The following is a 24,771-nucleotide window of genomic DNA, read 5'->3' on the forward strand; positions in this document are numbered from 1 at the left end:
TTCGAAGCGTGGTGCCGGTGGGGCTGACGGCCCATGACCCCTGCGTACGACGAGTGCGTGAGGTGCGCGCGGGGCGGCGGGCCGGCCGATGGGCACGCCGGCCGCCCCCGCCCGCAGCCTCGGCGCCGAACACCCCGAGCCGACTGCCACCGCAGGCCGGCACGGGCGGCTGGACAACGACCCCGCCCTGGAAGAGGCTTCCTGAATGATCGATTCCGCCGTCCGCCGTCCGCCGGCGCCGTAGAGCGCTCTTCGTCTTCTTCCTGATACCCGGCCTGTCGATGTCCTCGTGGGTCACCCGCACCCCGGACGTGCGGGATCAGCTGGGTGCCTCCACCGGCGAGATGGGCCTCGTCCTCTTCGGGCTGTCCGTCGACTCCATGCTCGGCATCCTCGGCTCCGGCCCCCTGGTCTCCCGCTTCGGGCCACGGCCCGTCATCGGCGCCGGCACCACCCTGATCGTGCTGAGCATGCTCCTGATCGGCGTCGGCACCACCTTCTCCTCGGCCCCCGCCGTCACCGCCGGCCTGTTCCTCTTCGGCGCCGGCATGGGCGGTGGCGAAGTCGTCCTCAACGTCGACGGCGCCGAAGTCGAGCGCCTCACCCGGCGCACCGTGCTGCCCGCACTGCACGGCTTCTTCAGCCTCGGCACCGTCATCGGCGCCGGCGCGGGCATCGCGTGCACCGCCGCCTCCGTCCCCGTGTTCTGACACCTCGCCGCCGTCGCCCTCACCTGTGCCGCCCTCTTCGCCCACGCCTACCGGGCCGTCCCCGCCGGGACCGGCGGAGCACGGGAGACCGCGGGGCACGCCGGGGACGGGCAGAAGGGGCAGCGGCCGGCGGTGTGGAGGGACCGGCGCCTGTTGCTGATCGGCGGCATCGTCCTGACCATGGCCCTGGCCGAGGGAGCCGCCAACGACTGGCTGCCGCTGCTCATGGTCGACGGACACGACATGGACCCCGCTCTGGGCTCCGCCGTGTACGCGGGCTTCGCAGCCGCCATGGCGATCGGCCGTTTCGGCGGCGGATTCTTCATCGACCGCTTCGGTCGTGCCCCCGTCGTCCGCGCCGGTGCCCTCTCCGCCGCACTCGGACTCGCCGTCGTCGTCTTCGTCGACGTGCCCCTCGTCGCCGGAGCGGCCGTGTTCTTCTGGGGGCTGGGCGCCTCGCTTGGCTTCCCCCTGGCCCTCTCGGCGGCCGGTGACTCCGGACCCGACTCGGCGGCCCGCGTGAGCCTGGTCGCGACGATCGGCTACGTCGCGTTCCTCGTGGGTCCCCCCGGCCTGGGCTTCCTCGGCGAACGCTACGGCCTGCGCGCCGCGATGACCGTCGTCCTCGTCCTCGTCGCCGTGGCGATCCTCCTCGCCCCGGCCGTCGACACCCGCCGCAGGACGTCGGTCCGTCACCTCTCCGAGCGGCAGCCGGCGCCGGTGGACGCACCCTGACGGAACCCGCACCGCCGACCTTCGGCGGAGCATCCGGGCGGGGCCGGTGAGCGCGGGCGGAAGCGGCTTCGGTGGTTCGCGTGCCGCACCGCCTGGCCGGCCCGGGGGAGGGGGGGAGACGACCCCCTGCCCGACGTCCGCGCCCCGTGGAAGGGACGACGGCGCGTCGCACGACGTCAAGGGAGCGCGCGCCAGGCCGCCTCGTCGAAGTCGGCGGGCAGACCGCCCCCGGTGAGGTCCCAGGCCCACATGCCGACGAACGCGCCGGTGAAGCCGAGGGCCCGGATCCGGCCGTCCTCGAACTCCTCGGCGTGCTCGTCGGACAGGACGGTGGCGTCCAGGGGCGGTCCGACAGGGTGCCAGTCGTCGCCGGTGGCGTAGCGGAAGCGCAGGACGGGCCCCCGGAGGTCGAGGCCGAGACGCAGGCGGCGGATCCCGCCGAGGGGTATTCCGCCGGCTTCGTCCACGATCAGCGCGCCGCGGTCGCAGCTCGCCGCACGCAGCACCGCCCGTCCTTCGTCGTCCGCCGTGACGTGCAGGAAGTACCAGTTGCGCGTGTTGTAGTACGCGGTGATCCCGGCCAGGTGCTGGAAGGAGCGCGGCCGGTACTCCATCGTCGCTTCGAAGGAACCGTCCGCGGACGTCACCCGGCGGCCCACCAGACTGGGACCGGTCAGGCTCTGCGGAGAGCGGCCGCCGTGCAGCCGCAGATGGGACGGGCGGGCCGTGAGGGAGACCCAGTCGGGAGTCGCGGGGCGACGCAGCGCGGACCACTGCGGTCCGAGCACCGGCGCGTCGAAGCCGTCCGCCGCGTCGGCCCCGGTCCGCGTTCCGGCACTGTCGTCGGCCGGCGCTTCGGGGGCGGGGACCTCCAGGGCGGGCAGGCCCGTGGGGACGCGCGGCCAGCCGTCGTCGGTCCAGGTGACGGGCGCCAGCGCGGTCTCGCGGCCGAGCAGGCACGGGCCCCGATGGCCGTGGGGCCGTGCCACGAGGTAGGCCAGGTACCACTGGCCCCCGCCCGTCTCGATCAGGCTGCCGTGTCCCGCCTTCTGCAGCGGCAGGTCCGGATGGTGCCGGGCGGTGATCAGAGGTCCGTGCGGGTCGCGTTCGTAGGGGCCGGTCAGTGTGCGGGAGCGGGCGACGGTGACCTGGTGGTCGTAGCCCGTGCCGCCGTCAGCGGTCAGCAGGTAGTACCAGTCGCCGCGCCGGTAGAGGTTGGGGCCCTCGATCCAGCCGGCCTGCGGCGGCAGCACGATCCGCACCGGGTCCCCGACCAGACGGCGCGCGGACCGGTCGTACCGGGTCGCCTCCAGACCGGCCGAGCCGCCGTGCCCCGGCCGCCAGTCGTGGACCAGGTTCAGCAGCCGGCTGTCGGGGCCGTCGTGGAAGAGGGACGCGTCGAAGCCCCGCGCGTGCAGCGGTACCGGATCGGACCAGGGGCCCTGGATCGACGGGGCGGTGGTGAGGTGGTTGGGGCAGTCGGTGAAGCCTCCCGCATAGGTGGAGACGTTGCTGTAGACCAGGTGGAACAGCCCGTCCGCGTAGGAGAGGTTCGGCGCCCACACGCCGCCGGAGTCCGGGCAGCCGGTGAGGTCGAGCAGCCGCGTGGTGTCCAGAGCACCGCCCAGCGGTCGCCAGTTCACCAGATCGCGGGAGTGGTGCAGCCGTACGCCGGGGTGCCACTCGAACGTCGAGGTCGCCAGGTAGAAGTCGTCACCCACGCGCAGCGCGGACGGATCCGGGTGCGAACCCGGAAGGACCGGATTCCGGATGATCTGGGCAGTTGGTTGCCGCATGCGCCTCGTGTGCCTCTCGAACCCTGGACGACCGCACCGTGAAAGCATGGACCGTAATGTCGAACCCGCTTGCGTTCAAGCGGGGGAGGCGACGGCACGACACCACCCGCGACCAGGTCCGCCGCGTCGGCCGGCCGGGGCATGGTTCTCGTGGAGGCGCTCGCCGACCGGTGGCAGGTCCCGGACCGCCTCCCCGTCGGCAGGACGGTCGTCGCCGAACGGGACCTGCCCGGCCGTCGCGGCCGCCGCGGGTGAGTTTCCACAGGGCGGGGCGTCCGCCGGGCGCGGCGGCGATGATGGACCGATGGCGGAAGATCTGATCCGGCCCACCCGTGGTGGGCGTACGGCAGGCCGGCCGGCGCGCGCGGTGCTGTCCCCGGCGCTGCGCGCGTGGTTCGGGCTGGTCGCGGCCCTCGCCGCGCTGGTGGTCGTCGTGCTCGGGGCCGTGTACGCCGGCGACGGCGAGGCCGGCGGGGTGGACGCGCGGATCGCGGTGGACGGGGTGGGGTCGTCGTGGCGGCGTGTCGCCCTGGCCACCGACTTCCTGGGGGAGCCCCTGGGAGCGGCGGTGCTGGTCGGAGCCGCCGTGACGGGTTGTCTGCTGCTTCGGTGGCCCCGCGCGGCGGTGCTCGTCGTGGCCGGCGCCGGTCTGGCCGTGGGGACGACGACGCTGCTCAAGCCGCTGGTGGGACGCACTATCCATGGCCACGACAACCTGTCCTACCCGAGCGGGCACACCGCCTTCCTCACCGCGTTCGCCCTCACGGTGGCGCTGCTCGCGACCGGCCGGCTCGGCCTCGGCAGGACGGCCGGCCTGTCACTCGTGCTCGCCGCGGCGCTGGTCGCCGGCGCCGCCATGGGCTGGGCGCAGGTCGCCCTGGGCGCGCACTACCCGACCGACGCCCTCGGCGGCTGGTGCACCGCGCTGGCGGTGACACCGGTGACCGCGTGGCTGGTCGACACCGTGGCCGACGCCGGTCGGCCGGAGCCCCGCTGACGCCACCTCATGCCAAGCGGCGGAACACCGGCTTCACCGGGCGTCCGCCCAGCCAGGGGGTGGGGTCACCGGCGTCCAGTGCCTTCCGGTACACCGCGCACGCCTGGGCCACCGCGTCGACGGTGTGGTCGATGTCGGCGTCGGTGAGTGCGGCGCTCACCACGAACGAGGGGGCCAGCACCCCGCCCACGAGGAGCTGACGCAGGAACAGGGTGCGGTACGGCTGCGACGGCCGGCCCTTCTCGTCGAGGGTGGCGAAGACCAGGTTGCTGGCCCGGCCCCGGACGACGACGTGGTCGCCGACGCCCATGCCGGCCGCGGCGTCGCGGACACCGGCGGCCAGCCGCTCGCCGAGAGCGTGCAGCCGCGCGGTGACGCCCTCCTCCACATAGGTGCTCTGCACGGCCATCGCGGCCGCCAGCGCGTGCGTTTCCGCGCCGTGCGTGGTGGACAGCAGGAACACCCGGTCGCCGGAGTGGCGCGGCCCGCCCCGTTCCATCAGGTCGCGGCGCCCGGCCAGCGCGGAGACGGCGAACCCGTTGCCCAGCGCCTTGCCGAACGTGGAGAGGTCGGGGACGACGCCGTACAGGCCCTGGGCACCCGCCTCGGACCAGCGGAAGCCGGTGATCATCTCGTCGAAGACCAGTACGCAGCCGTGCCGGTCGGCCAGCTCGCGCAGGCCGGCGAGGTACCCGGGCGGCGGCTCGGTGTGGGTGGCGGGTTCCAGGATCAGGCAGGCGACCTCGTCCTGGCAGCGGCCCAGCAGCTCCTCCGTGGCGGCCAGGTCCCCGTAGGGGAACGCCACGGTGAGGTCGGTGGTCGCCGCCGGAACACCCGCGGACATCGGCGTGGTGCCGATGAACCAGTCGTCGGTGGAGAAGAAGGGATGGTCGGCGCAGAGGGCCACCCGCGGGCGCCCGGTGGCGGCGCGGGCGAGGCGCACCGCGGCGGTGGTGGCGTCGGAGCCGTTCTTCGCGAACTTCACCATCTCGGCGGTCGGCACCGTGGCCAGGAAGCGTTCCGCGGCGTCGACCTCCACGACGGACGGCCGGACGAAGTTGCTGCCGCGGTCCAGTTCCCGCCGCACCGCCTCGATCACGCGGGGGTGGGCGTGACCGAGGCTGACCGACCGCAGGCCGGAGCCGTACTCGACGTAGCGGTTGCCGTCGACGTCCCACACGTGGGCGCCGCGGCCGTGGCTGATGACCGGGGCCAGGTTCTCGGGGTACTGGTCGTCGCCCTTGGCGTAGGTGTGCGCGCCCCCGGGGATCAGGGCGTGCAGCCGCTCGTTCGCCTGTCGCGACCGGGGCAGTCGGAACTCTTCGGTGGCCACGGCAACCTCACCTCTCCAAGTGTTTCAGGACCTCGGCGAGGCTCGGTGCCTCCCGGTCCCGCCGGGACATCGATGTGACCGGCAGCGGCCAGGGAACGGCGAGCTCCGGGTCGTCGAAGGCGATCGTCACGTCCTCGGCCGGGTCGTGCGGGCGGTCGATCCGGTACGAGGTGTCGGCGGTCCCGGCCAGCGCCTGGAAGCCGTGCGCGCACCCCGCCGGGATGTACAGGGTCGCCTGCGTCTCGCCGGACAGCTCGAAGAAGGCCCGGCCCAGGTAGGTCGGCGAGTCCGGCCGCAGGTCCACGACGACGTCGAAGACCCTCCCGTACGAGCACCGTACGAGCTTGGCCTCGCCGGCGCCGGAGCGCAGGTGCAGGCCGCGCAGCACGCCCCGGACCGAGCGGGACAGGCTGTCCTGGACGAAGGCGTCCGGGTCGAGGCCCACGGAGCGGACCACGTCGGCGTCGAAGGTGCGGCAGAAGAAGCCGCGCTCGTCGGCGTACGGCGTCGGCTCGAACAGGTACGCGCCGGCGATCGCCGGGACTTCGGTCGCCTTCATGGGGCCTCCCGCGGGGTGTGGGTGTGGTCGGCCGCCGGGAACAGGGCCGCGGTCAAGGCGGTGAACTGGTCCTCGACGCGCCGGGCGACGACCAGGTTCCGCTCGGAGAGGGTCCGCCGCAGCTCCGCCGACCGCCGCTCCAGCTCGCGGAACTGCTCGAGCAGCCGGTCGGCGTCGACCTCGCGGGCCGGGTGGCAGTACTCGCCAAGACCCATCTCCGCCATGAGCGTGTCGCTCTTCGCCGAATAGCTGAGCGCGAGCGTCGGCGTGCCGACCTTCAGTGCGCAGACCAGGTTGTGGTACCGGGTCGCCACCACGGTGTCGGCGGCCGCCGTCTCCTTCATCAGGTCGGCCAGCGATGCCGCCTCGGCGGCGGTGACCAGCGGCGAGTCCACCGCGTCGAGGATCGCGTCGACGACCGGCCGGTCGAGCTCGTCGCCGGTGAGCAGCCGGACCGGCCTGCCGTCCTCGACCAGCGCGCGGACGAAACGGGTCGTCCCGTCGAGGTAGCGCCGGTGGATCTCCTCGGCCCGGGCGCGCTCGTCGTTGCTCCCGTGGAAGTCCATGACGCCGACGCAGACCACGCCCGGCGGGCTCGGAACAGGCCCCGGGGGCTCGCTCGCCGGCGGTGCGGGAAGGGCGAACACGAGGTCCGCGTAGACCTCGTCGCGCGCGGTGTCCACGCCCATCGCCCGCATCGCGTCGCGGGACGTGGCGTCCCGGTACGACCGGTACGCGGCCAGCCGCGTCGACCAGCGCGTCAGAGTCCGGGTCGGCCGGTTGCCGATCCTGGCGGCGCCGACGCTGACCAGCGCGACCCGGGCGCCGAACAGCCGTCCGGTCGCGCAGAGCAGGAACAGCGAGTACGGGAAGCCCCACGGCCGCAGTGGCAGTGTGGTCTCCAGGACGCCGGTGCCCGGCACGATCACCACGTCGTGCCGGCGTGCCCAGGCGGCGGTGCGGACGACGTCGACGAGTTTGCCCAGACCCTTGGCCGCGATCGCGCCCGCACGGGAGGCGGTCCGGTATTCCCCGCGGTACCAGTTCAGCCGCGTCGCGGGGATCCCGTACCGGGCCGCGACGGCCTCGGGTCCGCCGCACAGCGCGTCCACGACCGCGTCCGGGTGCTCGGCGCGGAGGTAGCCGAGCACGGCCTCGAGCGACCCGTCGTTGCCGACGTTGCCGGAGCCGAGCAGGCCGAACACCCCTACACGCAGGGACTTCACGCCCGCCTCCCCTCACGGCCGGCGACGAGGGCGTCGACGGAGACGGTGAGCCGGTCCGGGCCGGCCGGGGCGCGGTCCTCGACCCGCTCGCCGGCGCCCGGCCGCACCCGGCTGGTCATCCACGCGGCCAGGTGGCGGTAGCACGCGCGCCGGTCGGCCGGGGACAGCGGCGCCCGCCGGACCGCCGCGGCGAAGCCCCAGACGTACTCGGCGAGCAGCCGGGGCGTCGGGTGCAGCGGGCCCGCCCGGCGCGGGTCCAGGTTGACGCACCGGGAGCGCTTGGAGGGGTTCGCCCGCTCGGCGCGGGTGGGGTGGTCGCGGCGGAAGTACAGCAGCTCCGGCACCTGGTGGAAGGGCCCGTGCAGGGTGATCTCGGCGACGAACACGCGGTCCGCGTGGTGGTAGCTGTCGTGCGGCTTCACCCGGCGCAGCACGTCGGCCCGCATCACCCCGTAGAAGTCGTCGCCACCGGGCTCGAACAGCAGGCTGCGGAAGCGCTCCGGCGCGTGCGGGGAGTCGGTGGCGAGCCCGTACTCGTAGGGGACCTTCACCTTGCCGTCGCCGTCGATGACCGCCTGGCCGCTGTGCGCGAGGATCACGTCCGGCCGCTCGTCCAGCGCCTCGACGCAGGCCCGCAGCAGGTCCCGGGCGTACAGGTCGTCGTGCGAGGCCCACTTGAACAGCTCGCCGCGGCACTCGGTGAACACGTGGTTGTGGTTCGGCGCGGCGCCGATGTTCCGGGGCAGCCGGAGGTACCGGATGCGCGAGTCGATCGCGGCGTACCGGCGGCAGATGTCCTGGGTCCCGTCGGTCGAGGCGTTGTCGGAGACGACCAGCTCGAAGTCCTCGTAGGTCTGGCCGAGCAGGGCGTCGAACGACTCGGCGAGGTACTCCTCGCCGTTGTACACGGGCAGGCCGATGCTCAGCCGGGGATGGGTGGTCACGGTGTCCTCACTTCGGGGATGGGGTGGTGGTGGTGCTCGCGCAGGGCGGACCGCAGCTGGAGCCACCACACGGCCGAACCGCAGGCGGACGCGGCGGCGACGCCCCAGGCCGAGCCGATCGTGCCGGCCACGACCGCCCCGCCGATTCCGCCGGCGACGTAGCAGGTGGAGGCGAACAGCTGGCAGCGCAGGCTGCGCCGGGCCGCGGCGAGCGCGCGGAGCCCGGCCGCCGCGCCGGTGCCGAGTCCGGCGCCCGCGACGCCGAGCGTGACCGGCACGATGAGCTCCGAGGCAGAGCTCCAGACGTCACCGAGAACGAGCTCGCCGAGCCGGTCCGGCACCAGCAGCAGCGCCGCGCCCCACAGCAGCGCGCCGACGGCCTGCCCGCCGCCGAGGAGGAGGCAGAACGTTCCGAGCCGCCGCGGGGCCTGCCGCAGCACCCGCGCCGCCTCGGCGACGGTGACCAGCGACAGCCCCATCAGCACGGCGAGGAACGGGCCGAGCAGGAGCTCGGCGCCCCGGACCACACCCACCGCGCCGACCCCGACGATCGCGCCGAGCCCGTACGCCCGCAGCTGGCTCGAGCCGCTGACGCCGACGTTCTCGACCAGGTACCGGTAGCCGAGGTCGCGGTGGTCGTGGTGCCACTCGCGCGCTCCGGCCGGCCGGGGCCGGATGCCGGACTGGAAGCAGCCGTACCCCGCGGCCACCGTGGCGGACCCGCCCCAGGCGAGCAGGAAAGCGGTCACGGTGCCCACGTGGGCCGCCACCACCATGGCCGGGACGAGCGCGACGCCCCACACGACGTCGTTGACGAACGCCTTCCGGCCGGCGCCGGCGGCGAAGAACGCGTACCGCCAGGCGTCCTGCAGCAGCAGCCCCGGCAGCATGACGCCGAGGCCGGCGAACGCGGGCCCCAGGCGACCGCCGATGCTCAGCCCGGCGACCAGACACGCCGCGCCGATGACGGCGCCGACCAGGAGCGCGGTACCCGACGACCGGGCCACCGCCCCGCGCCAGGACGCCTCCGGCACGCCGCTGAAGCGCACCACGAGCGGGTCGGTGGCCAGCCCGCGGGAGACGTTGAGCACCACGCCGTAGGTCACCCAGGCCAGGCTGAACACGCCGAACGCGGTCAGCCCCAGCGAGCGTGCCACGTAGATGCCCACCACGAAGTTGGACAGGCTGGAGGCCGCCTGGTCGGCCAGTCCCCAGGACAGCCGCCCGGCGACGGCCCGCCGGGCGGACCTGGCCGGAGGCGTCGTCTCTTTCCCGGTGGACATCGGCGTCACGCCTTGATCAGCCCGGCGCCGTGCAGGGCGTCGGCCGCGGCGGCGACGGCGCTGAACGGCAGCCCGGACCGCTCGGCGACGTCCAGCAGAGCGTGCTCGCCGTCGGAGAGGCTGAGCACCCAGAGCATGGCCAGCTGGGCCTGCTTCGCGTCGCTGCGCCCGCCGAGCGAGTCGTACAGCCCACGCCGGCCCAGCTGCGGTTCGCCGTACGGGCTGAGGTTGACGTACCGCCGGTTGCGGTCCAGGACGGCGAACGCCTCGCGGCAGACGGCGAGCGTGTCCGCCATCGCCCGGGGGGAGACGAAGTCCAGGTTGTCCGCCGAGGTGTGGTACTCGGGATAACCGGCGTACGGGGTCCGGCTGAGCGAGCCCACGCCGAGATCGAACCCGGGCGAGCAGAACTGCCGCTCGTCGTAGCCGTACGGGGTGAACTCGGTGATGTGGTGCGGGCGTTCGGAGGCGGCCAGCACATGCCGCAGTACCCGGTCGATCTCCGCGTCGCCACGCCTGCTCTGCTTGTACGTCAGCCGGCCCGGGTCACCGGCGCAGGCCAGCACCAGGCCGTGCTTGACCCGTTCCACCCGCTCCGCGTTGCGGGCCAGCCAGGTGATCGCCCCGATGGTGCCGGGGGCGAAAATGAACCGGTAGGTGTAGTAGGGCTGTTGCTCCGCCAGCGCCCGGGCCAGGAACACCGCCACCGCGATGCCGGCCAGGTTGTCGTTGGCCAGCGACGGGTGGCAGACGTGGCAGGAGACGATCACCTCGTCGGGGACCTGCCCGGGGATCACGTGCTCGGCGTAGGTGAGGTGGCCGTCGGCGAGTGTGGAGTCGATGCGCACCTCGTACTCGCCGTCCGGCAGCGCGTCCAAGGTCTCCTGCGCCAGACAGAAGCCCCATTCCGGCGTGTAGTAGCTGGTGCGGTACGGCACCCAGGCCGGGTGGTCCGGCAGGGTGTGCAGGTGCGGGCGGAGTTCGGCCAGCGGCATGGTCGCCGACACCGGCACGCTGTAGCCGAGCACGTGCAGGCTGGACGCGGCGAAGTCGACGACCCGCCGGCCGGCGCCGTCGGCGATGTAGGCGTCCCGGATGTTCCACTCCTGCGGGATCGTCCAGTCGAGCACCTGCGTGCCGGTCGGCACCTCGTGCACCCGCAGCGGGACGTACTCGCCGACGATCTCCAGGGTGGCGCGCACACCGTCGCCGGTGATGCTCCGGCACAGCGGGTACAACCGCTCCACCAGCGTGTGCATCTCCTCGCCTGCCTCGGTCATCGGCGCCACCGCAGGGTGTCGTCGACGGTGCCGGTGTCGGAGGCCGCGCGCAGCACGGCGAGCCGGGTGAAGCGGCGCTCGAAGTCCTCCCGGGTCAGACCGTGTTTCCGGTAGGCGTCGGCGAGTTCGAGCGCGCCCTGCTTCACCGTCCACTCGCAGTCGAAGCCGGGTATCGCGGCGCGGAACCGGGAGAAGTCCACCCGGTACGACCGCGGATCGGCACCGGTCTCCCCGGTGATCACCACCTTGGAGCCGGACACCGCCTCGGCGACCTGCTCGGCGATCTCGGCGACCGTGACGTTGTTGGTCTCGCTGCCGATGTTGAACGGCCGGTCGTGCACCGCTTCCCGCGGCGCGGTCAGCGCGGCCGCGAAGGCCCGCGCGATGTCGGCGGCGTGCACCAGCGGGCGCCAGGGGGTGCCGTCGGAGAGCACGAGGACCTCGCCGGACAGGAGCGCGTGACCCACCAGGTTGTTCAGCACGATGTCGGCGCGCAGCCGGGGCGAGTGACCGAAGGCGGTGGCGTTACGCATGTACACCGGGCTGAAGTCGCCGTCACAGAGCGCGTGCAGGTCGTCCTCCACCCGCACCTTGGACTCCGCGTACGGCGTCACCGGGCGCAGCGGGGCGTCCTCGCCCACCAGGTCGTCACCGCCGGCGGCACCGTAGACCGAGCAGGTCGACGCGTACAGGAAGCGCTGGACCCCGGCGTCGCGGGCCAGCCGGGCCAGCCGTACGGACGCGTGGTGGTTGATGTCGTAGGTGAGCTCCGGCGCCAGCGATCCCAGTGGGTCGTTGGACAGCGCGGCCAGGTGGATCACGGCGTCCACCCCGGCCACGTGCTCGGCCGTGACGTCGCGCAGGTCCACACGGTGCCCCGGCGGGTCCGCGGGCGTCGGGCCGAGGACGCAGTCGGCGAACAGGCCGGCGTCCAGGCCGACCACCTCGTGTCCGGCGGCCGCGAGGACGGGCGCCATCACGGTGCCGAGGTAGCCCTGGTGTCCGGTCAGCAGTACGCGCAAGGTTCATTCCCCCAGGTCGAGAGTGAGTTTGGTGACGGCGAACGCCTCGGCGTAGCGCGCGTGGCATTCGATGCCGCGGATCCGGGCAAGACCGAGGAAGGCCTCCCGGTCGTACCAGGGCCGGTGCCGCTGCGAGGGGTAGTGCTCCTGCAGCAGCCGCACCTTCTGTTCGGCGGTGTCCGGCGACAGCGGCTGGTACGCCGCCATGCGGCCGAGATCGCCGTCCCACTTGACGATCTCGTAGCCGAGCACGAGGTGGTCGCGGAACGCGGTGGTCATCAGCTTCGCCAGGCCGCGGTGGTCCTGGTGCGCGTCCTCGGTGCGCGGGGCCAGCACGAGATCGGGCTCGGTCCGCCCGCGCAGTTCCTCGACCGCGGCCTTGGCCTCCTCCCAGTGCGCCGGCATGCGGCCGTCCGGCAGCTTGAGCACGGTCAGCCGCAGGTCGGCACCCGGGCAGAAGGCGGCGAGCGCGGCCTGTTCCTCCTGCTCCCGCTCGCCGCCGCCGCCGGAGAGCACCAGCGCGTCGACGCGGATGCCCGGCCGCGCGAGGCACAGCGTCAGCAGTGTGCCGCCGGCGCCGATGGCGATGTCGTCGCAGTGCGCGCCCACCGCGACGATCCGGTCGAGGTGATCGGATCCGAGCCGGATCACGCGCCCACCCCCGCGCCGTCCCGTTCCCACACGGCCCACGGGCGGTCGCCCCGGGCGTAGGCGGTGTCGAGCGCGGCCCGCTCCTTCACGGTGTCGGTCGGCTTCCAGAAACCGCGGTGCCGGTGCGCCACCAGACGCCCCCGCTTGGCCAGTCGGGCGCATCCGTCGGCGACCAGGTCCCCGTTCTCCGGGATGTGGTCGAAGACCTCCTGGCGGAGCACGAAGTAGCCGCCGTTCTCCCACAGCGGCATGTCGCTCACCGCGGTGATGCCCCCCACCAGGCCGTCCTCGCCCAGGTCCACGCAGTGGAACGACGACTGCGGCGGCACCACCATCATCGACGCGCCGGCGTCGCGCCGGGCGAAGGAGTCGATCATCTCCGGCAGCGGGGCGTCGGTGAGCACGTCGGCGTAGTTGGCGAGGAACATCTCGTCGCCGTCCAGGTGGTGCCGCACCCGGCGCAGCCGCTCGCCGATCGGTGACTCGATGCCGGTCTGCGCGAACGTGATCGTCCAGTCCGAGATGTCGGTGGACAGCAGTTCGGTCCGTCCGCCCCGCAGCACGAAGTCGTTGGACGTCGTCTCCTCGTAGCTGAGGAAGAAGTCCTTGATGTGGTGGGCCCCGTACCCGAGGCACAGGATGAACTCCGTGTGCCCGAAGTGCGCGTAGTAACGCATGACGTGCCAGATCAGCGGTCGCGGCCCGACCATCGCCATCGGCTTGGGCACGTCGTCCGCGGCTCCGCTCCGCATCCGCATCCCGTAACCGCCGCAGAACAGGACGACCTTCATCGCTTGACCTCGACAATGCTCAGTTCCGGTATGGGAAAGACCAGTCGGCCGCCCCAGTCGTGCACGAAGGACAGCTGCTCGACCAGCTCGGCCCGCAGGTTCCACGGGAGGACGAGGACGTAGTCCGGCCGGTCGGCGGCTATCCGCTCGGGCGGCAGGATCGGGATGCGGGTGCCCGGGGTGAACCTGCCGTGCTTGTAGGGGTTGCGGTCGACCGTGTACGGGAGCAGGTCGGGCCGGATGCCGCAGTGGTTGAGCAGGGTGTTGCCCTTGCCCGGGGCGCCGTAGCCGACCACCGTCTCGCCGCGCTCGGCCGCATCGACGAGGAACCGCAGCAGGTCCCGGCGCACCTTGGCCACCCGGGCGGAGAACTCGGCGTACCCGGACAGCTCCCGCAGCCCGGCGGCCTTCTCCCGGTCCAGCACGTCGGCCACCCGCCGGGTCGGCTCGCCGGCCACCTCGGCCGGCCGGGCCCACAGCCGGACGGAGCCGCCGTGCGTGGGCAGCAACTCGACGTCCACGAGCGCGAGTCCGCCGCTCGCCAGCGCCCGGGCCGCGGACGCGACCGTGTAGTACTGGAAGTGCTCGTGGTAGATCGTGTCGTACTGGTTCTCCTCGATCAGGGTCAGCAGGTGCTGCACCTCGACGGAGACCCAGCCGTCGTCGGCGACCAGGGCGCGCAGCCCCCGGGTGAACCCGACCACGTCGGGGATGTGCGCGTACACGTTGTTGGCCACGACCAGGTCCGCCGGGCCGTGCTCGGCGCGGACGCCGGCGCCGGTGGCCGGGTCGAGGAACGCCGTGAGCGTGGGCACACCCGCGTCCCGCGCCGCGGCGCCGACGTTCACCGACGGCTCGATGCCGAGGCAGCGGATCCCGCGGTCCACCATGTGCCGCAGCAGGTACCCGTCGTTGCTCGCGACCTCGACCACGAAGGCGTCGGGGCCGAGGCCCAGCCGCGTCGCGGCGTCGGTGACGAACGTGCGCGCGTGCTCCACCCAGGAGGTCGAGAAGGAGGAGAAGTACGCGTACTCGCTGAACGTCTCCTCCGGCGTGATCAGCGGAGGGATCTGCGCGAGCCAGCAGTCGGTGCAGACCCGCAGGTGCAGCGGGTACGCGGGCTCCGGTTGGTCCAGTTGGTCCGCGGCGAGAAAGCTCTCACACGGTGGCGTCGCCCCTAGATCGACGACGCTCGCCATCGCTTCCGAGCCGCAGAGTCGGCATCGTGTCATCTGCTGTCCCCATCCCCCCTGCCCGCGCGGGTGTCCCCGCCGCGAGCCAGTGCCGACCGACCCGCGATCGCGGTGCGGTACTCCTCCAGCAGGCGCTCCAGGCCGACGGCCGGGCTGAACCCCTGCTCGTAACGGTGCCGGGCCGCCAGCCCCATCTCCCGGTTGCGGTCCCGCTCGGCCGTGATCCGGCGCAGGCAGGAGGCGAGCGAGGCGGCCTCGCCCGGCCGGTGCAGCAGCCCGGTCCTCCCCTCCTCGACGAGTTCGACGAAGGCGCCGTGACCGGCGGCGACGACCGGGACCCCCGCCGCCATCGCCTCCACGACCACCAGGCCGAACGCCTCCAGCCACGTCGAGGGGGCCACCACGGCCACCGCCCGCGCGACGGCCTGCCGGCACTGGGCAGGGTCGTACAGGCCGACGTAGCGCACGTCGTCCCGGCCCGCCGCCCAGGCGGCCACCTCTCGCTCCAGCGGTCCCGTGCCGGCGATCACGAGCGGTACGCCCACACCGCCGCCGGCGGCGAGCTCGTCCCACGCGGCCATGAGCAGCCGTACGCCCTTGGCCTGGGCGAGCCGGCCGAGGTAGAGCAGATGCTCGCCGTCGCCCGCCCGGCAGGCGCCCGGATCGGGCACGAAGTTGTGCTTCACCGCCAGCCGTTCGGCCGGCATGCCGGCCCGCACCAGGACGTCGCGCTGCGCCGCGGAGATGCAGAGGAACCGCTCCACGCCGGACCACCACCGCCGCCGGTTGACCGACAGGCTGACCGCGAGCGGCACCGTCGCCGGCCGGGAGTTCCGGTAGCAGCCGTGCCGGACGGCGGGCAGCGGCGCGGACCCGACGCACTCGGTGCACGGCCGGCCGTCCCGCTGCAGCGTGCCGGGCGGGCAGACCTGGGTGTAGTTGTGCAGCGTGGCGACGGCGGGCACCCCGGCGTCGGCGCAGGCGGCCAGCACCGCGGGCGACAGCAGCGGGAAGACGTTGTGGACGTGCACCACGTCCGGCCGCCCGGCGCGCAGCCGGGCGGCGAGCTCCGCGCGGACCGCCGGGTTCCACGGCACGAGGAGCGACAGCGCGGCCTTGGCCGGCAGGGACCGGGCGGCGATGTCGTCGCTGCGCCGCTCGAACACCTCGACCCGGTGGCCGGCCCCGCGCAGCAGTGCCACCTCCTGGTCGACGACCTTGTTCTCCCCGCTCGGCTGCGCCGAGGCGTAGTAGTTGTGCACCACGAGGACGTGCATGCTCAGGTCACCTCCGATCTTCGGGCCCATCGCGGGACGCGCCGTCGGGGGACGTCGGGCGTCGGGAGGGGAGCGGCCGGGGCGGGCGCCACGAGGAGCGAGGCGGCCACGGCCAGGTGCAGCAGATACGGCGAGGCGTCGCCCAGACCGGCCTCGGTGTACGACGCGATCGCGCAGTAGCCGATCAGGAAGATCGCGCAGGCCCTCGACAGCGACGGCGGCCGCAGCAACGCGACGCCGCCCAGCACGACGATGATCGCCGCCACCAGGACGACGCCGGTCATCCCCTGTTCGTGGTAGACGGCCAGCCAGCTGTTGTCGATCGGCAGCCCGCCGAACGACTTGTCGCCCAGGCCCGCGCCGAACAGGTACTCCGAGGTCGTCCGGGGTGCTGCCAGCAGGGCGTCCCAGACCTTGGCCCGGCCGGTGAGGCTGGTGAAGTTCTCCTGGCTCTGTCCGCGCAGGAACCACGCCTGCAGCGCGGAGGCGAACCCCACCGCGGCCACGGCGGCGCACAGCACCGCCCAGGCGAAGAACCGGCGGGCGGCGGCGCTGGTCAGGACGAGCGAGCCGATCGCCACCGTCAGCCCGACGAGCAGGCCGAGCGTGGCCGTGCGGGTGTGGGTCAGTGCGAGCAGGACGAGTGCCGGCACGACGACCAGCGCCGCGCTGCGCCGGTCGGTCCGGCGGCCCAGGACGAGCAGCACGGTGAGCCCGGTGATCACCGCGGCGTACTGTCCGATCTGCGGCGGGGTGAGCGGCCACAACGCGCCGACCAGCCGCCCGCCGTAGAGCTCGGGCATGGCGGTGCCCGGTGAGACGACCAGGCCGGCGGCCACCGACCCGAGGACCACGAAGTACATCCGGATGTGGTGCCGGACGAACGTCAGGCCGCCGTCCCACCAGCGGCTGAGCAGCCACAGCGTGCCGACGAAGAGAGCCAGCCGGGTGCAGCGGAACAGCGCGCCGAACCCGGACTCCAGGCTCGCGCTGGAGATCACGCTCGGCACCAGCAGCAGGGTGAGCAGGAACACGTAGGCGGTGGGCCGGATGCGCAGCCGGAGATTGGCCGCGAGCGCCAGCGCGAACGCGGCGACCAGCGCGCCCATGGTGGCCATCTGGATGAGGGAGCGGGGCAGCGGGACGATGGTCTCCGCCCCGGCGGAGCCGAGCGTGTTGAGGACCAGCAGCCCCCAGGCCGTCCCGACGGTCTTCGGCGCCCGGTCCGCGCCCATCTCAACCACCGTCCCGTGCGCGGAAGGTGCTGCCCGCGTCCTGTCGGTACGGCGTGCCCTGCCACTGCCCGGAGTCGAGGACCCGGCTCGGGTCGTGGGCGACGAACGTCCAGGGGCCGACGTAGACGTTGTCGTGCCAGCGGTTGTGCTGCTCGAGGGTGATCGCCTCGGCCACCCGCTCGCCCTGGTACGGCGACCAGTCCGGGTAGGTGCCGTAGTTGGCCAGCACCGCCATGCGGTCGCACTTCTCCGTGCAGTCGACGACGGACTTGTCCAGCACGAAGCGGTTGTCGTGGATGTCCACCCGCTGGGTCCTCCACCGGCAGTCGGCGTAGAGCGGTGCGGTGGCGATCGCCGGCTGTGCGCAGCGGCCGGTGTCCTTCACCAGCAACGTGCATTCACCGGACGAGGTGTTGGCCGGGCTGTTGCAGAACCGGTCGGCGTTCTCCCACAGGGTGATCCCGGACCAGTTGTCCTCCAGCACGTTCCGGTAGATCTCGATCCTGTCCGTGCGGGCCCGGATCCGTGGTTCGCCGCCGGACTCGGACAGGTAGACGGTCGCGAACGGGAAGGTGTCGCCGCGGTCGGCGTACTTGCGGCCCTCGACCCAGTTGTTCCGCCGGATCGTGTTCTTCCGGATGACCGCGTTGTAGCTGGTCTCGTAGATCAGCGCGGCACCGTCGTTGGCCTCCAGCACGTTGTCCTCGATGCGGAAGTCGTTGTTGTTGGTGTCCGCCCACAACCCGGTACCGCGGTTGTCGTGCACCCAGTTGCCGCGTACGTCGGCGCCGTCGACGGCCCAGAACTTGACGCCTCCGGTGCAGCCGCAGCCCTTCCGCCGCCGCTCCCAGTCGTCGGTGTTGTTGCCCGTGATCTCGTTGCCCTCGACCACCAGGCCGCTGATACGGCCGTCGGCCTTGTACGCGTTCATGCCGTACTGGCCGTTGTCGCGCAGGCAGTTGGCGCGGACCCGCTGGCGGGCACCGGCCATCAGCCCGGCGCCGGAGTTGTTCTGGATCGTCGCGTGCTCGATCACCCACCCGTCGGCCGAGTCGTGGTTGACCACGCCCTCGTCGTGCGGCGCGACGAAACCCTGCACGGTCAGGTGGCGGATGGTGACGTCGCGGGCGGTGCCGCCGAACGCGTACTGGTTGGTCCTGTGGCCGTCGAGCACCGCGCCCGGCGCGCCGAGGTAGCTGTTCCCCTCCTTGGGGACGACCTGGGCGTAGCGGTCGGGATCGAGCCCGTGCGTGCCCGGCCGCAGCCAGAACGTGGTGTGCGGAGGGCTGCTCCTGGTCTTCGCGGCCAGGTCACCGGCCACCGCGGGGTCGACCGTCACCGCGCCCGCCGGCGCCTTCGCCGGCCCGGCCGCGGGCCCGTCGCACACCCGGGCCACGGACGCGGCCGGCGCGGCGGTCGGCTCCGGCCGCGCGTCCGGCGTGCTCTCACAGCCGGTCGCCGCCAGCAGGACCAGTGCCAGCGGTAACGCCCGGCGCCGCCACGTGCTTCCCAAGTGCCCTCCTCCCCTCAACCCTTGAACCCGAGCACGGTGGTGAAGCCCTCCGTGCCGTCGGTGGAGCCGGTGCCGACCAGCGTGGTGGCGGGTTCCTTGCGCCCGAAGCCGGGGGAGTACCAGCCCAGCGGCGGGTCGCTCTCGCCGCGATGCGCCCGCCAGCTCAGCTGCCCGGGCAGGTCGAGTACCGCGGAGCGGTCCTCGCCGTCCCGGGTCCAGGTGAGCACGGCCCGGTTCCCCGCCAGGTCCGCGGCGATCGCCGGACCGAGGTGGAACGCCAGGCGCACCTCCCGGCGCGGGCCGCGCACCTCGTCGACCACCCTCAACTCCTGGCTGGCGGAGTTCAGTTCCACCCGGCGGCGGTGCACGGAGGGCTGGTAACCGTCGTGTTCGGCGCACCAGCGGGCCACTTCCCCGTCGGAGGTGTCCGCGACCAGGACGCGGCTGCGGGCGTGCCGGGTCCACAGGAACGGGCCGCCGGAGACGGACTGGTCGGCGCCGTCCAGCTGCAGGGTGTTGTGGCCGAGGGTCGACCGGAAGTACCGCCGCCACTCGGGCTGCCCGTGGTAGCAGTACGTCCCCGGGTCGGCGAGCACGTCGACCCCGTCGTGCCGGACCTCCACGGACAGCGCGTCCGCGTGGGCGTGCGCGGCGATGGACAGGAAGCCGTGCGGACCGCCGTCGCAGCGGCACCAGATCTCCCCCGGACCACGCAGGATGGTGAGCCCCGCGTCGGTGAAACGGTCCGGCCGGCTCGCCGGCCGGGACACCGCCGGGGTGCGGCCCGTCCGGAGTGCCCCGTCGCCCGGTGCCTGCCCTCGGTGTGCGGTGTCGCCGCTCGTGTGGCGGAGCCATCTGCCCGGGGGCGCCGTGCGGCGAGGAGGCGTGCCGGGCGCCGGGGCGCGGCCGGAGAACCCTGGATCGGCCCCGGGACGGATGAGCGCGGCCAGCAGCGGGGTGCGCACATCGGTGCCGGTCACCGCCGGCCACCAGTGGAGCCGGCCGAACACGGCGTCCCCGGTGGCCAGCAGCGAGGCCCAGCGGTCGGTGCCCGCGCCGTCCACGACCAGCCCGTGCCCGTCGTCCGCGTCCCCCTGGCGCGGCGGCCGCAACCGGTTGTCCACGACGGCCGCGAGCGCGTCGGTCATCCGCAGCAGCACCAGCCGGACCGTCGCGGGGACCGGCACGCCGGCGGCGTCCGCCTCGGCCACCGCGGCCAGGCCGAGCTCCAGCACAAGGCCGTGGTACTCGGTGGCCAGCTCGCGGTTGAGGCCGGAGCCGAAGGTGTTGCTCCGCAGCCGCCGCTCCAGCGACCGCAGCGCGTCGGCCCGCCAGCGCGCCGAGGCGGGGAACCAGCCGAACGCGCAGGCCGCGGCGAACTGCCCGGCGGTCTCGGCGATGACGTGGTTGTTCGCCGAGGACCCCCGGCTGGGGAAGGCGGCCAGCCAGCGCTGGTGGTGCCAGATCTGGCGCAGCGCCACCGGATTGTCCTCGAACAGAGTGGCCGCGCCCGGCCAGCCGTCGAGCAGCCGGCGGACCCACACCCAGGACAGCAGCCGGATCCCCAGCTCGATGCCGCTGGTCCAGTGCACCGAGCGCAGCGGCGCGTTGGCCGCCCACCACGACCGCAGGTGCCCGGCCACGCGCTCGGCGTACCGCTCGTCCCCGGTGAGCGCGTAGGCGGCGGCGAGCACGGTGAGGTGCTGGTGCCGGGACAGCTCCCAGATCTGCTTGATGTCCCCGACCGCGTCCTCGTTCCGGTACGGCACGTCGAAGGCGTAGCCCGACGGCGCCCGGCGCCCGGTCTTCGGGTCGTACGACCAGTCCGGGTCGGCCAGGTCGTCGCGGACCACCCCGAAGTACTCGGCGTGCCCGGCCAGCAGCCGGTCCGCCTCGGCGACGAGACGTTTCGCGGCGTCCGGCGGCACCGCGGCGATCGTCCCCGCGGGCAGTACCGCGGTGAACCGGGCGCCGGTCACGTCCGGGCAGTCCGGCCGCGACGACCGCCACCGCCGTCTGCGCACCGCGTCGCCCACCCGGCCGCCGACCTCCCGCGGCCCCATCCGGGACAGCCGCCGCAGGTACCAGCCCGCGCTCATGCTCATCGCGCCCCCGTGAGTGTCACCGGCGCGCCCGCGGCCAGACCGGCCTGTACGGCGAGGGTGGCCGCGGTGGTGGCGACCAGCGACTGAAGCGGCACCGGCATCGGCCCGCCGGTCCGTACGGCCTTGACGAACGCGGCCAGTTCGGCGTTCTGGCCCTTGTCCCGGGCCTTGGGCAGCCGCGAACTGACCCACCGCTTACGGCCATGGACCGAGGCACGGACGAAGTCGTCGAGCCGCAGCACCTTGCCGTCCGCGATGAGATCCAGCGTCTCCTTGGGGAACCCGGACGATCCGGTGGTGACGTAGCTGATCGTGGCGGTGGACCCGTCCGGGTAGCGCAGGACGACCTGAAGGTCCTCGTTGCCGGCCGGGGCGACCGCGTACACCGAGACCGGGTCGGCCTCCAGCAGCCAGCTCGCCGTGTCGATGAAGTGCCCGCCCTCGCCGGCGAACCGCGAGCCCTCGGTGCCCTGTCGGAGGTACCAGCTGCCGTGGTCGAGGCGGCCCGCGTTGACCAGGTAGCGCAGGCTCGCCGGACCGGTGCGGGCGCCGAACCGCTCCCTGGCCTCCCGCAGCAGCGGCGCGAACCGGCGGTTGAAGCCCACCTGCAGCCGGTCGTTGCCGGACTCCTCCACCGCCGCGAGTACCCCGGCCAGTTCGTCCTCGGTGAGCGCCAACGGCTTCTCCACGAACACCGCCTTGCCGGCCAGCAGCGCCCTCCGGGTCAGCTCGGCGTGCGAACTGTGCCGGGTGACCACGAACACCGCGTCGACGGCACTGTCGCCGAGCACGGCGTCGAGGTCGGTGGTCGCCCCGGCGAAGCCGAACTTGCGCTGCGCGTTGGCCCCGGACAGCGCCGTCGTGGTGACGACCGTCGACAGCTCGACGCCGTCGCGCTGTGCCAGGTGCGGCAGCAGCATCGACGACGCGTAGTTGCCCGCGCCGACGAACGCGAGGCGCACCGGCGTCCTCGCGGCCCTCACCGGACTCCGCTTCACGTTCACGGCGGGCACGACCACCACCGGGGCCTCCGCTTCGACCGCCTGTCCGGGATACCGGAACAGCACGGCCACGGCCTTCAGTTCGCCGTCCTTCAGGCTCCGGTACGTCTCGACGGCGTCGTCGAAGTCGGCGATACGGGAGACCAGGGGCTCCACGTCGACGCTGCCGCGGGCCATGAGATCGAGGAAGCACGCGAGGTTGCGGCGCTCGGTCCAGCGCACGTAGCCGATCGGGTAGTCCCGCCCCTGAAGCTCGTACTCCGGGTCGTAGCGCCCGGGGCCGTAACTGCGGGAGAACCGGACGTCGAGCTCCTTCTCGTAGTACGCGTTCCACGGCAGGTCCAGCCGGCACTTGCCGATGTCGACGACCCGGCCGCGGTCCCGGCACAGCCGGGCGGCCAGCTCGACGGGCTGGTTGCTGCCGCCGCCGGCGGCCAGGTACACCTGGTCCACGCCGTGGCCGTCGGTGAGTTCGGCGACGGCGCTCTCCACGGCCGCGGAGCCGGGATCGCCGCAGGCCGCCGCGCCCAGCCGCCCGGCGAGCTCGCAGCGCTCCGGGTCGGGATCGGCCCCGACGACGCGGACCCCCGAGGCGGTCAGGAGCTGCACCACCAGCTGCCCGATCAGCCCGAGACCGATGACCAGCGCCACCTCGCCGAGCCGCGACTCGCCCTGGCGGACGCCCTGCAAGGCGATCGACCCGACGGTGCCGAAGGCCGCGTGCCGCGGCGCGAGACCGTCCGGCACCGGGGCGTAGAGGTTCTTCGGCACCCAGTTCAGCTCGGCGTGCAACGCGTGCTCGTTGCCGGCGCAGGCCACGAGGTCGCCGGCCTTCACGTCGTCGATCCCGGCGCCGACCTGCTCGACCACCCCGCACAGCGAGTAGCCCAGCGGGGTGTAGGAGTCCAGCTTGCCCATCACCTTGCGGTAGGTGGCGGGCACCCCGTTGACGGCCACGCTCTGCACCACCTTGGCCACCTGGTCCGGCCGGGAGCGGGCCTTGCCCAGCATCGACATGCCGGCCTCGGAGACCTTCATGAGCTCGGTCCCGGTGGAGATCAGCGAGTAGGCGCTGCGGACCAGCACACCGCCCGGCTTGCACCCCGGCACCGGCACGTCGAGCACCGCCAGCTCGCCGCTCTTGTAGTTCTGTACGACCTGTTTCACCGAAGTCCTCTTGTCTCTACGCCGTCAGGGGGCGGTCCGGCCGGACCCGGAGGTCGCGCCGCGGTACCAGTACTCGAGGGTCAGCACGTGCCACAGATGCTTGGAGAAGTCCCGGTGCCCGGCGGCGTCCTCGGCGACGAGCCGCTGGAGCGCGTCGCGGCGCAGGAACCCGGAACGGACGAGCTCGCCGTCGTTGACCACCTCGCGCACCAGCGGGGCCAGATCCCGGCTCATCCAGGCCCGCAGCGGGGCGCTGAACAGGCCCTTGGGCCGGTACACGATCTCCCGGGGCAGGATCGAGCAGGCCGCCTCCTTGAGGACGGCCTTGCCCTGCCGTCCGACGATCTTGCGGTCACCGGGCACGGCGAACGCCGCCCTGACCACCTCGACGTCCACGTACGGCACCCGCACCTCGGTCGACGCGGCCATGCTGGAGCGGTCGGTGTACGCGAGGTTCAGGCCCGGAAGGAACATCCGGGCGTCGCCCAGGCACATGCGGTTGACGAAGTCGTCGAGGTCGTTGTCCTCGTAGACGTCCGCGTGTTCGGTCAGCACGTCCTCGACCGTCCCGGCGAGGTCCGGATCGATCAGGGCCAGCAGCTCGTCCCGGTCGTACATGGTGTAGCTGCGCCGGAACGCGGTCTCCTCCGGCAGATCGGCGAAGGAGAGGAACCGCTTCGCGAAGCGCACCGACCGGTACCCCCGGCGGGCCGAGGCGACCGGCAGCCGGTCCACGGCCGCGGACACCCCGCGCCGCAGGGGCCGCGGAACACGCTGGTAGCGCAGCGCGAGCAGGTTGGCCAGGTGCTTGCGGTACCCGGCGAACAGTTCGTCGGCGCCCATCCCCGAGAGCATCACCTTGACCCCGGCCTCCCGGGCGGCCGAGCAGATCAGGAACGTGTTGATCGCGGCGGGGTCGCCGATCGGCTCGTCCAGGTGGTACGTCATCCGCGGCAGCAGGTCGAGCACGTCCGGAGCGATCTCGATCTCGTGCAGGTCGACGCCGAACCGCTCGGCCACCTGCCGGGCGTAGCGCAGGTCGTCCGGCATCGCCTCGAACCTGGCGTCCTCGGCGCGGAACCCGATCGTGTACGCGGAGATCCCGGGTTGGTCACGGGCCGCCAGCGCGGTCAGGTAGCTGGAGTCGAGGCCGCCGGAGAGGAAGGTCGCCACGGGCACGTCGGAGAGCAGGTGCCGTCGGGTCGACTCCTCGACGACGGCGGCCAGGTCCGGCTGTTCGCCGCTGCGGGCCCGCTCCCGGCCCTCGGCCGCGACGTCCCTCAGGTTCCAGAACCGGCCGCGCTCCACCCGGCCGTCGGGCCGGCACCTCAGCCAGCTCCCCGGCGGCAGCTTCTCCGCCTCGCGGAACGCGCACCGCGAGTCCGGCACCCAGTAGTACAGCAGCGAGGCCACAAGGGCCGCGTGGTCCACCTCCAGCGACCCGCCGGTCACGGCGGCGAGCGCCTTGAGCTCGGAGGCGAACACCAGACCCCCGCCGCGCCGGAGCAGGAACAGCGGCTTGACGCCGAGCTGGTCGCGGGCGAGCACCAGCTCACCGGTCCGCTCGTCGAAGACCCCGAACGCGAACATGCCGCGCAGCCGGGGCAGGCAGTCCGTGCCCCAGCGCCGCCAGGCCTCGAGAACCACCTCGGTGTCGGAGGTACCGCGGAAGCGCACCCCGGCGGCCGCCAGCTCGGCCCGCAGCTCGGGCGCGTTGTACAGCTCGCCGTTGTACGTCAGGACGAGGCCGCCCGAGACCATCGGCTGGGCGCCGGTCTCCGACAGGTCGACGATGGCCAGCCGGCGGTGCCCCAGGTGCACTTCGCCGTCACCGACGGGACGGCTGTACCGGCCCGCCCCGTCCGGACCGCGGTGGGCGAGGACATCGGTGAGCCGGTCGGTCACGGCCTTCCCGTCCGGCCATCGGTACGTGCCTGCGATGCCACACATGTC

The 24,771-nt window shown here is 73.3% G+C and carries 18 protein-coding genes and 1 pseudogene; 2 read left to right on the top strand and 17 right to left on the bottom strand.

Features of this window, described 5'->3' with window-relative positions:
* Positions 1-212 precede the first annotated feature (212 nt).
* A pseudogene (locus ACH4VX_RS32475) lies at positions 213-1,445 on the top strand (MFS transporter).
* A 176-nt stretch (positions 1,446-1,621) separates the two neighbouring features.
* On the opposite strand, the gene ACH4VX_RS32480 reads toward ACH4VX_RS32475, so the two are convergent.
* Positions 1,622-3,241, bottom strand: a complete 1,620-nt coding sequence (locus ACH4VX_RS32480) for a glycoside hydrolase family 43 protein (protein WP_398372527.1) — start codon at positions 3,239-3,241, stop codon at positions 1,622-1,624.
* 304 nt (positions 3,242-3,545) lie between these two features.
* On the opposite strand from ACH4VX_RS32480, the gene ACH4VX_RS32485 reads away from it, so the two are divergent.
* Positions 3,546-4,238, top strand: a complete 693-nt coding sequence (locus ACH4VX_RS32485) for a phosphatase PAP2 family protein (protein ID WP_398372528.1) — start codon at positions 3,546-3,548, stop codon at positions 4,236-4,238.
* A gap of 7 nt (positions 4,239-4,245) precedes the next feature.
* Here ACH4VX_RS32485 and ACH4VX_RS32490 read toward each other — a convergent pair whose 3' ends face one another.
* From ACH4VX_RS32490 to asnB, 16 genes are read right to left on the bottom strand one after another with little or no spacing between them, the layout of a single operon-like run.
* The gene (locus tag ACH4VX_RS32490) at positions 4,246-5,571 is read right to left on the bottom strand and encodes a glutamate-1-semialdehyde 2,1-aminomutase (RefSeq protein WP_398372529.1); all 1,326 of its coding nucleotides are present in this window, start codon (positions 5,569-5,571) and stop codon (positions 4,246-4,248) included.
* A 7-nt stretch (positions 5,572-5,578) separates the two neighbouring features.
* Positions 5,579-6,130 (bottom strand): dTDP-4-dehydrorhamnose 3,5-epimerase family protein, encoded by a 552-nt coding sequence (locus ACH4VX_RS32495; RefSeq protein WP_398372531.1) that lies wholly within the window; start codon positions 6,128-6,130, stop codon positions 5,579-5,581.
* The gene (locus ACH4VX_RS32500) at positions 6,127-7,356 is read right to left on the bottom strand and encodes a polysaccharide pyruvyl transferase family protein (RefSeq protein WP_398372533.1); all 1,230 of its coding nucleotides are present in this window, start codon (positions 7,354-7,356) and stop codon (positions 6,127-6,129) included. Before ACH4VX_RS32500 ends, ACH4VX_RS32495 begins: the two co-directional genes overlap by 4 nt.
* The gene (locus ACH4VX_RS32505) at positions 7,353-8,300 is read right to left on the bottom strand and encodes a glycosyltransferase family 2 protein (protein ID WP_398372535.1); all 948 of its coding nucleotides are present in this window, start codon (positions 8,298-8,300) and stop codon (positions 7,353-7,355) included. Before ACH4VX_RS32505 ends, ACH4VX_RS32500 begins: the two co-directional genes overlap by 4 nt.
* Positions 8,297-9,583, bottom strand: coding sequence for a hypothetical protein (locus tag ACH4VX_RS32510; RefSeq protein WP_398372537.1), 1,287 nt, complete (start codon positions 9,581-9,583; stop codon positions 8,297-8,299). The genes ACH4VX_RS32505 and ACH4VX_RS32510 overlap by 4 nt, the downstream gene beginning before the upstream one ends.
* Before the next feature lie 5 nt (positions 9,584-9,588).
* Positions 9,589-10,872 (bottom strand): DUF4910 domain-containing protein, encoded by a 1,284-nt coding sequence (locus ACH4VX_RS32515; protein ID WP_398372538.1) that lies wholly within the window; start codon positions 10,870-10,872, stop codon positions 9,589-9,591.
* Positions 10,860-11,885, bottom strand: a complete 1,026-nt coding sequence (locus ACH4VX_RS32520; RefSeq protein WP_398372540.1) for an NAD-dependent epimerase/dehydratase family protein — start codon at positions 11,883-11,885, stop codon at positions 10,860-10,862. Before ACH4VX_RS32520 ends, ACH4VX_RS32515 begins: the two co-directional genes overlap by 13 nt.
* 3 nt (positions 11,886-11,888) lie before the next feature.
* A complete protein-coding gene (locus ACH4VX_RS32525; protein WP_398372542.1) occupies positions 11,889-12,536 on the bottom strand; it encodes a PIG-L deacetylase family protein in 648 nt (215 codons plus the stop codon).
* The gene (locus ACH4VX_RS32530; RefSeq protein ID WP_398372544.1) at positions 12,533-13,327 is read right to left on the bottom strand and encodes a glucose-1-phosphate cytidylyltransferase; all 795 of its coding nucleotides are present in this window, start codon (positions 13,325-13,327) and stop codon (positions 12,533-12,535) included. The genes ACH4VX_RS32525 and ACH4VX_RS32530 overlap by 4 nt, the downstream gene beginning before the upstream one ends.
* A complete protein-coding gene (locus ACH4VX_RS32535) occupies positions 13,324-14,559 on the bottom strand; it encodes a class I SAM-dependent methyltransferase (RefSeq protein ID WP_398372546.1) in 1,236 nt (411 codons plus the stop codon). Before ACH4VX_RS32535 ends, ACH4VX_RS32530 begins: the two co-directional genes overlap by 4 nt.
* Positions 14,556-15,797: a glycosyltransferase gene (locus ACH4VX_RS32540; protein WP_398372548.1), complete on the bottom strand. Its 1,242-nt coding sequence runs from the start codon at positions 15,795-15,797 to the stop codon at positions 14,556-14,558. The genes ACH4VX_RS32535 and ACH4VX_RS32540 overlap by 4 nt, the downstream gene beginning before the upstream one ends.
* Positions 15,798-15,799: 2 nt before the next feature.
* Complete coding sequence (locus ACH4VX_RS32545; protein WP_398372549.1) at positions 15,800-17,032, bottom strand: O-antigen ligase domain-containing protein; 1,233 nt, start codon at positions 17,030-17,032, stop codon at positions 15,800-15,802.
* Position 17,033: 1 nt separating this feature from the next.
* Positions 17,034-18,545, bottom strand: coding sequence for a right-handed parallel beta-helix repeat-containing protein (locus ACH4VX_RS32550; protein WP_398372551.1), 1,512 nt, complete (start codon positions 18,543-18,545; stop codon positions 17,034-17,036).
* Between the two features lie 14 nt (positions 18,546-18,559).
* On the bottom strand, positions 18,560-20,650 hold the full coding sequence (locus ACH4VX_RS32555; protein WP_398372553.1) for an alginate lyase family protein: 2,091 nt from the start codon (positions 20,648-20,650) through the stop codon (positions 18,560-18,562).
* A complete protein-coding gene (locus ACH4VX_RS32560) occupies positions 20,647-22,818 on the bottom strand; it encodes a bi-domain-containing oxidoreductase (RefSeq protein ID WP_398372555.1) in 2,172 nt (723 codons plus the stop codon). Before ACH4VX_RS32560 ends, ACH4VX_RS32555 begins: the two co-directional genes overlap by 4 nt.
* A 24-nt stretch (positions 22,819-22,842) precedes the next feature.
* The gene (gene asnB / locus ACH4VX_RS32565) at positions 22,843-24,768 is read right to left on the bottom strand and encodes an asparagine synthase (glutamine-hydrolyzing) (RefSeq protein WP_398372557.1); all 1,926 of its coding nucleotides are present in this window, start codon (positions 24,766-24,768) and stop codon (positions 22,843-22,845) included.
* Positions 24,769-24,771 lie beyond the last annotated feature (3 nt).

This window comes from Streptomyces sp. NPDC020731, from assembly GCF_044334705.1.
Lineage (GTDB): Bacteria > Actinomycetota > Actinomycetes > Streptomycetales > Streptomycetaceae > Streptomyces.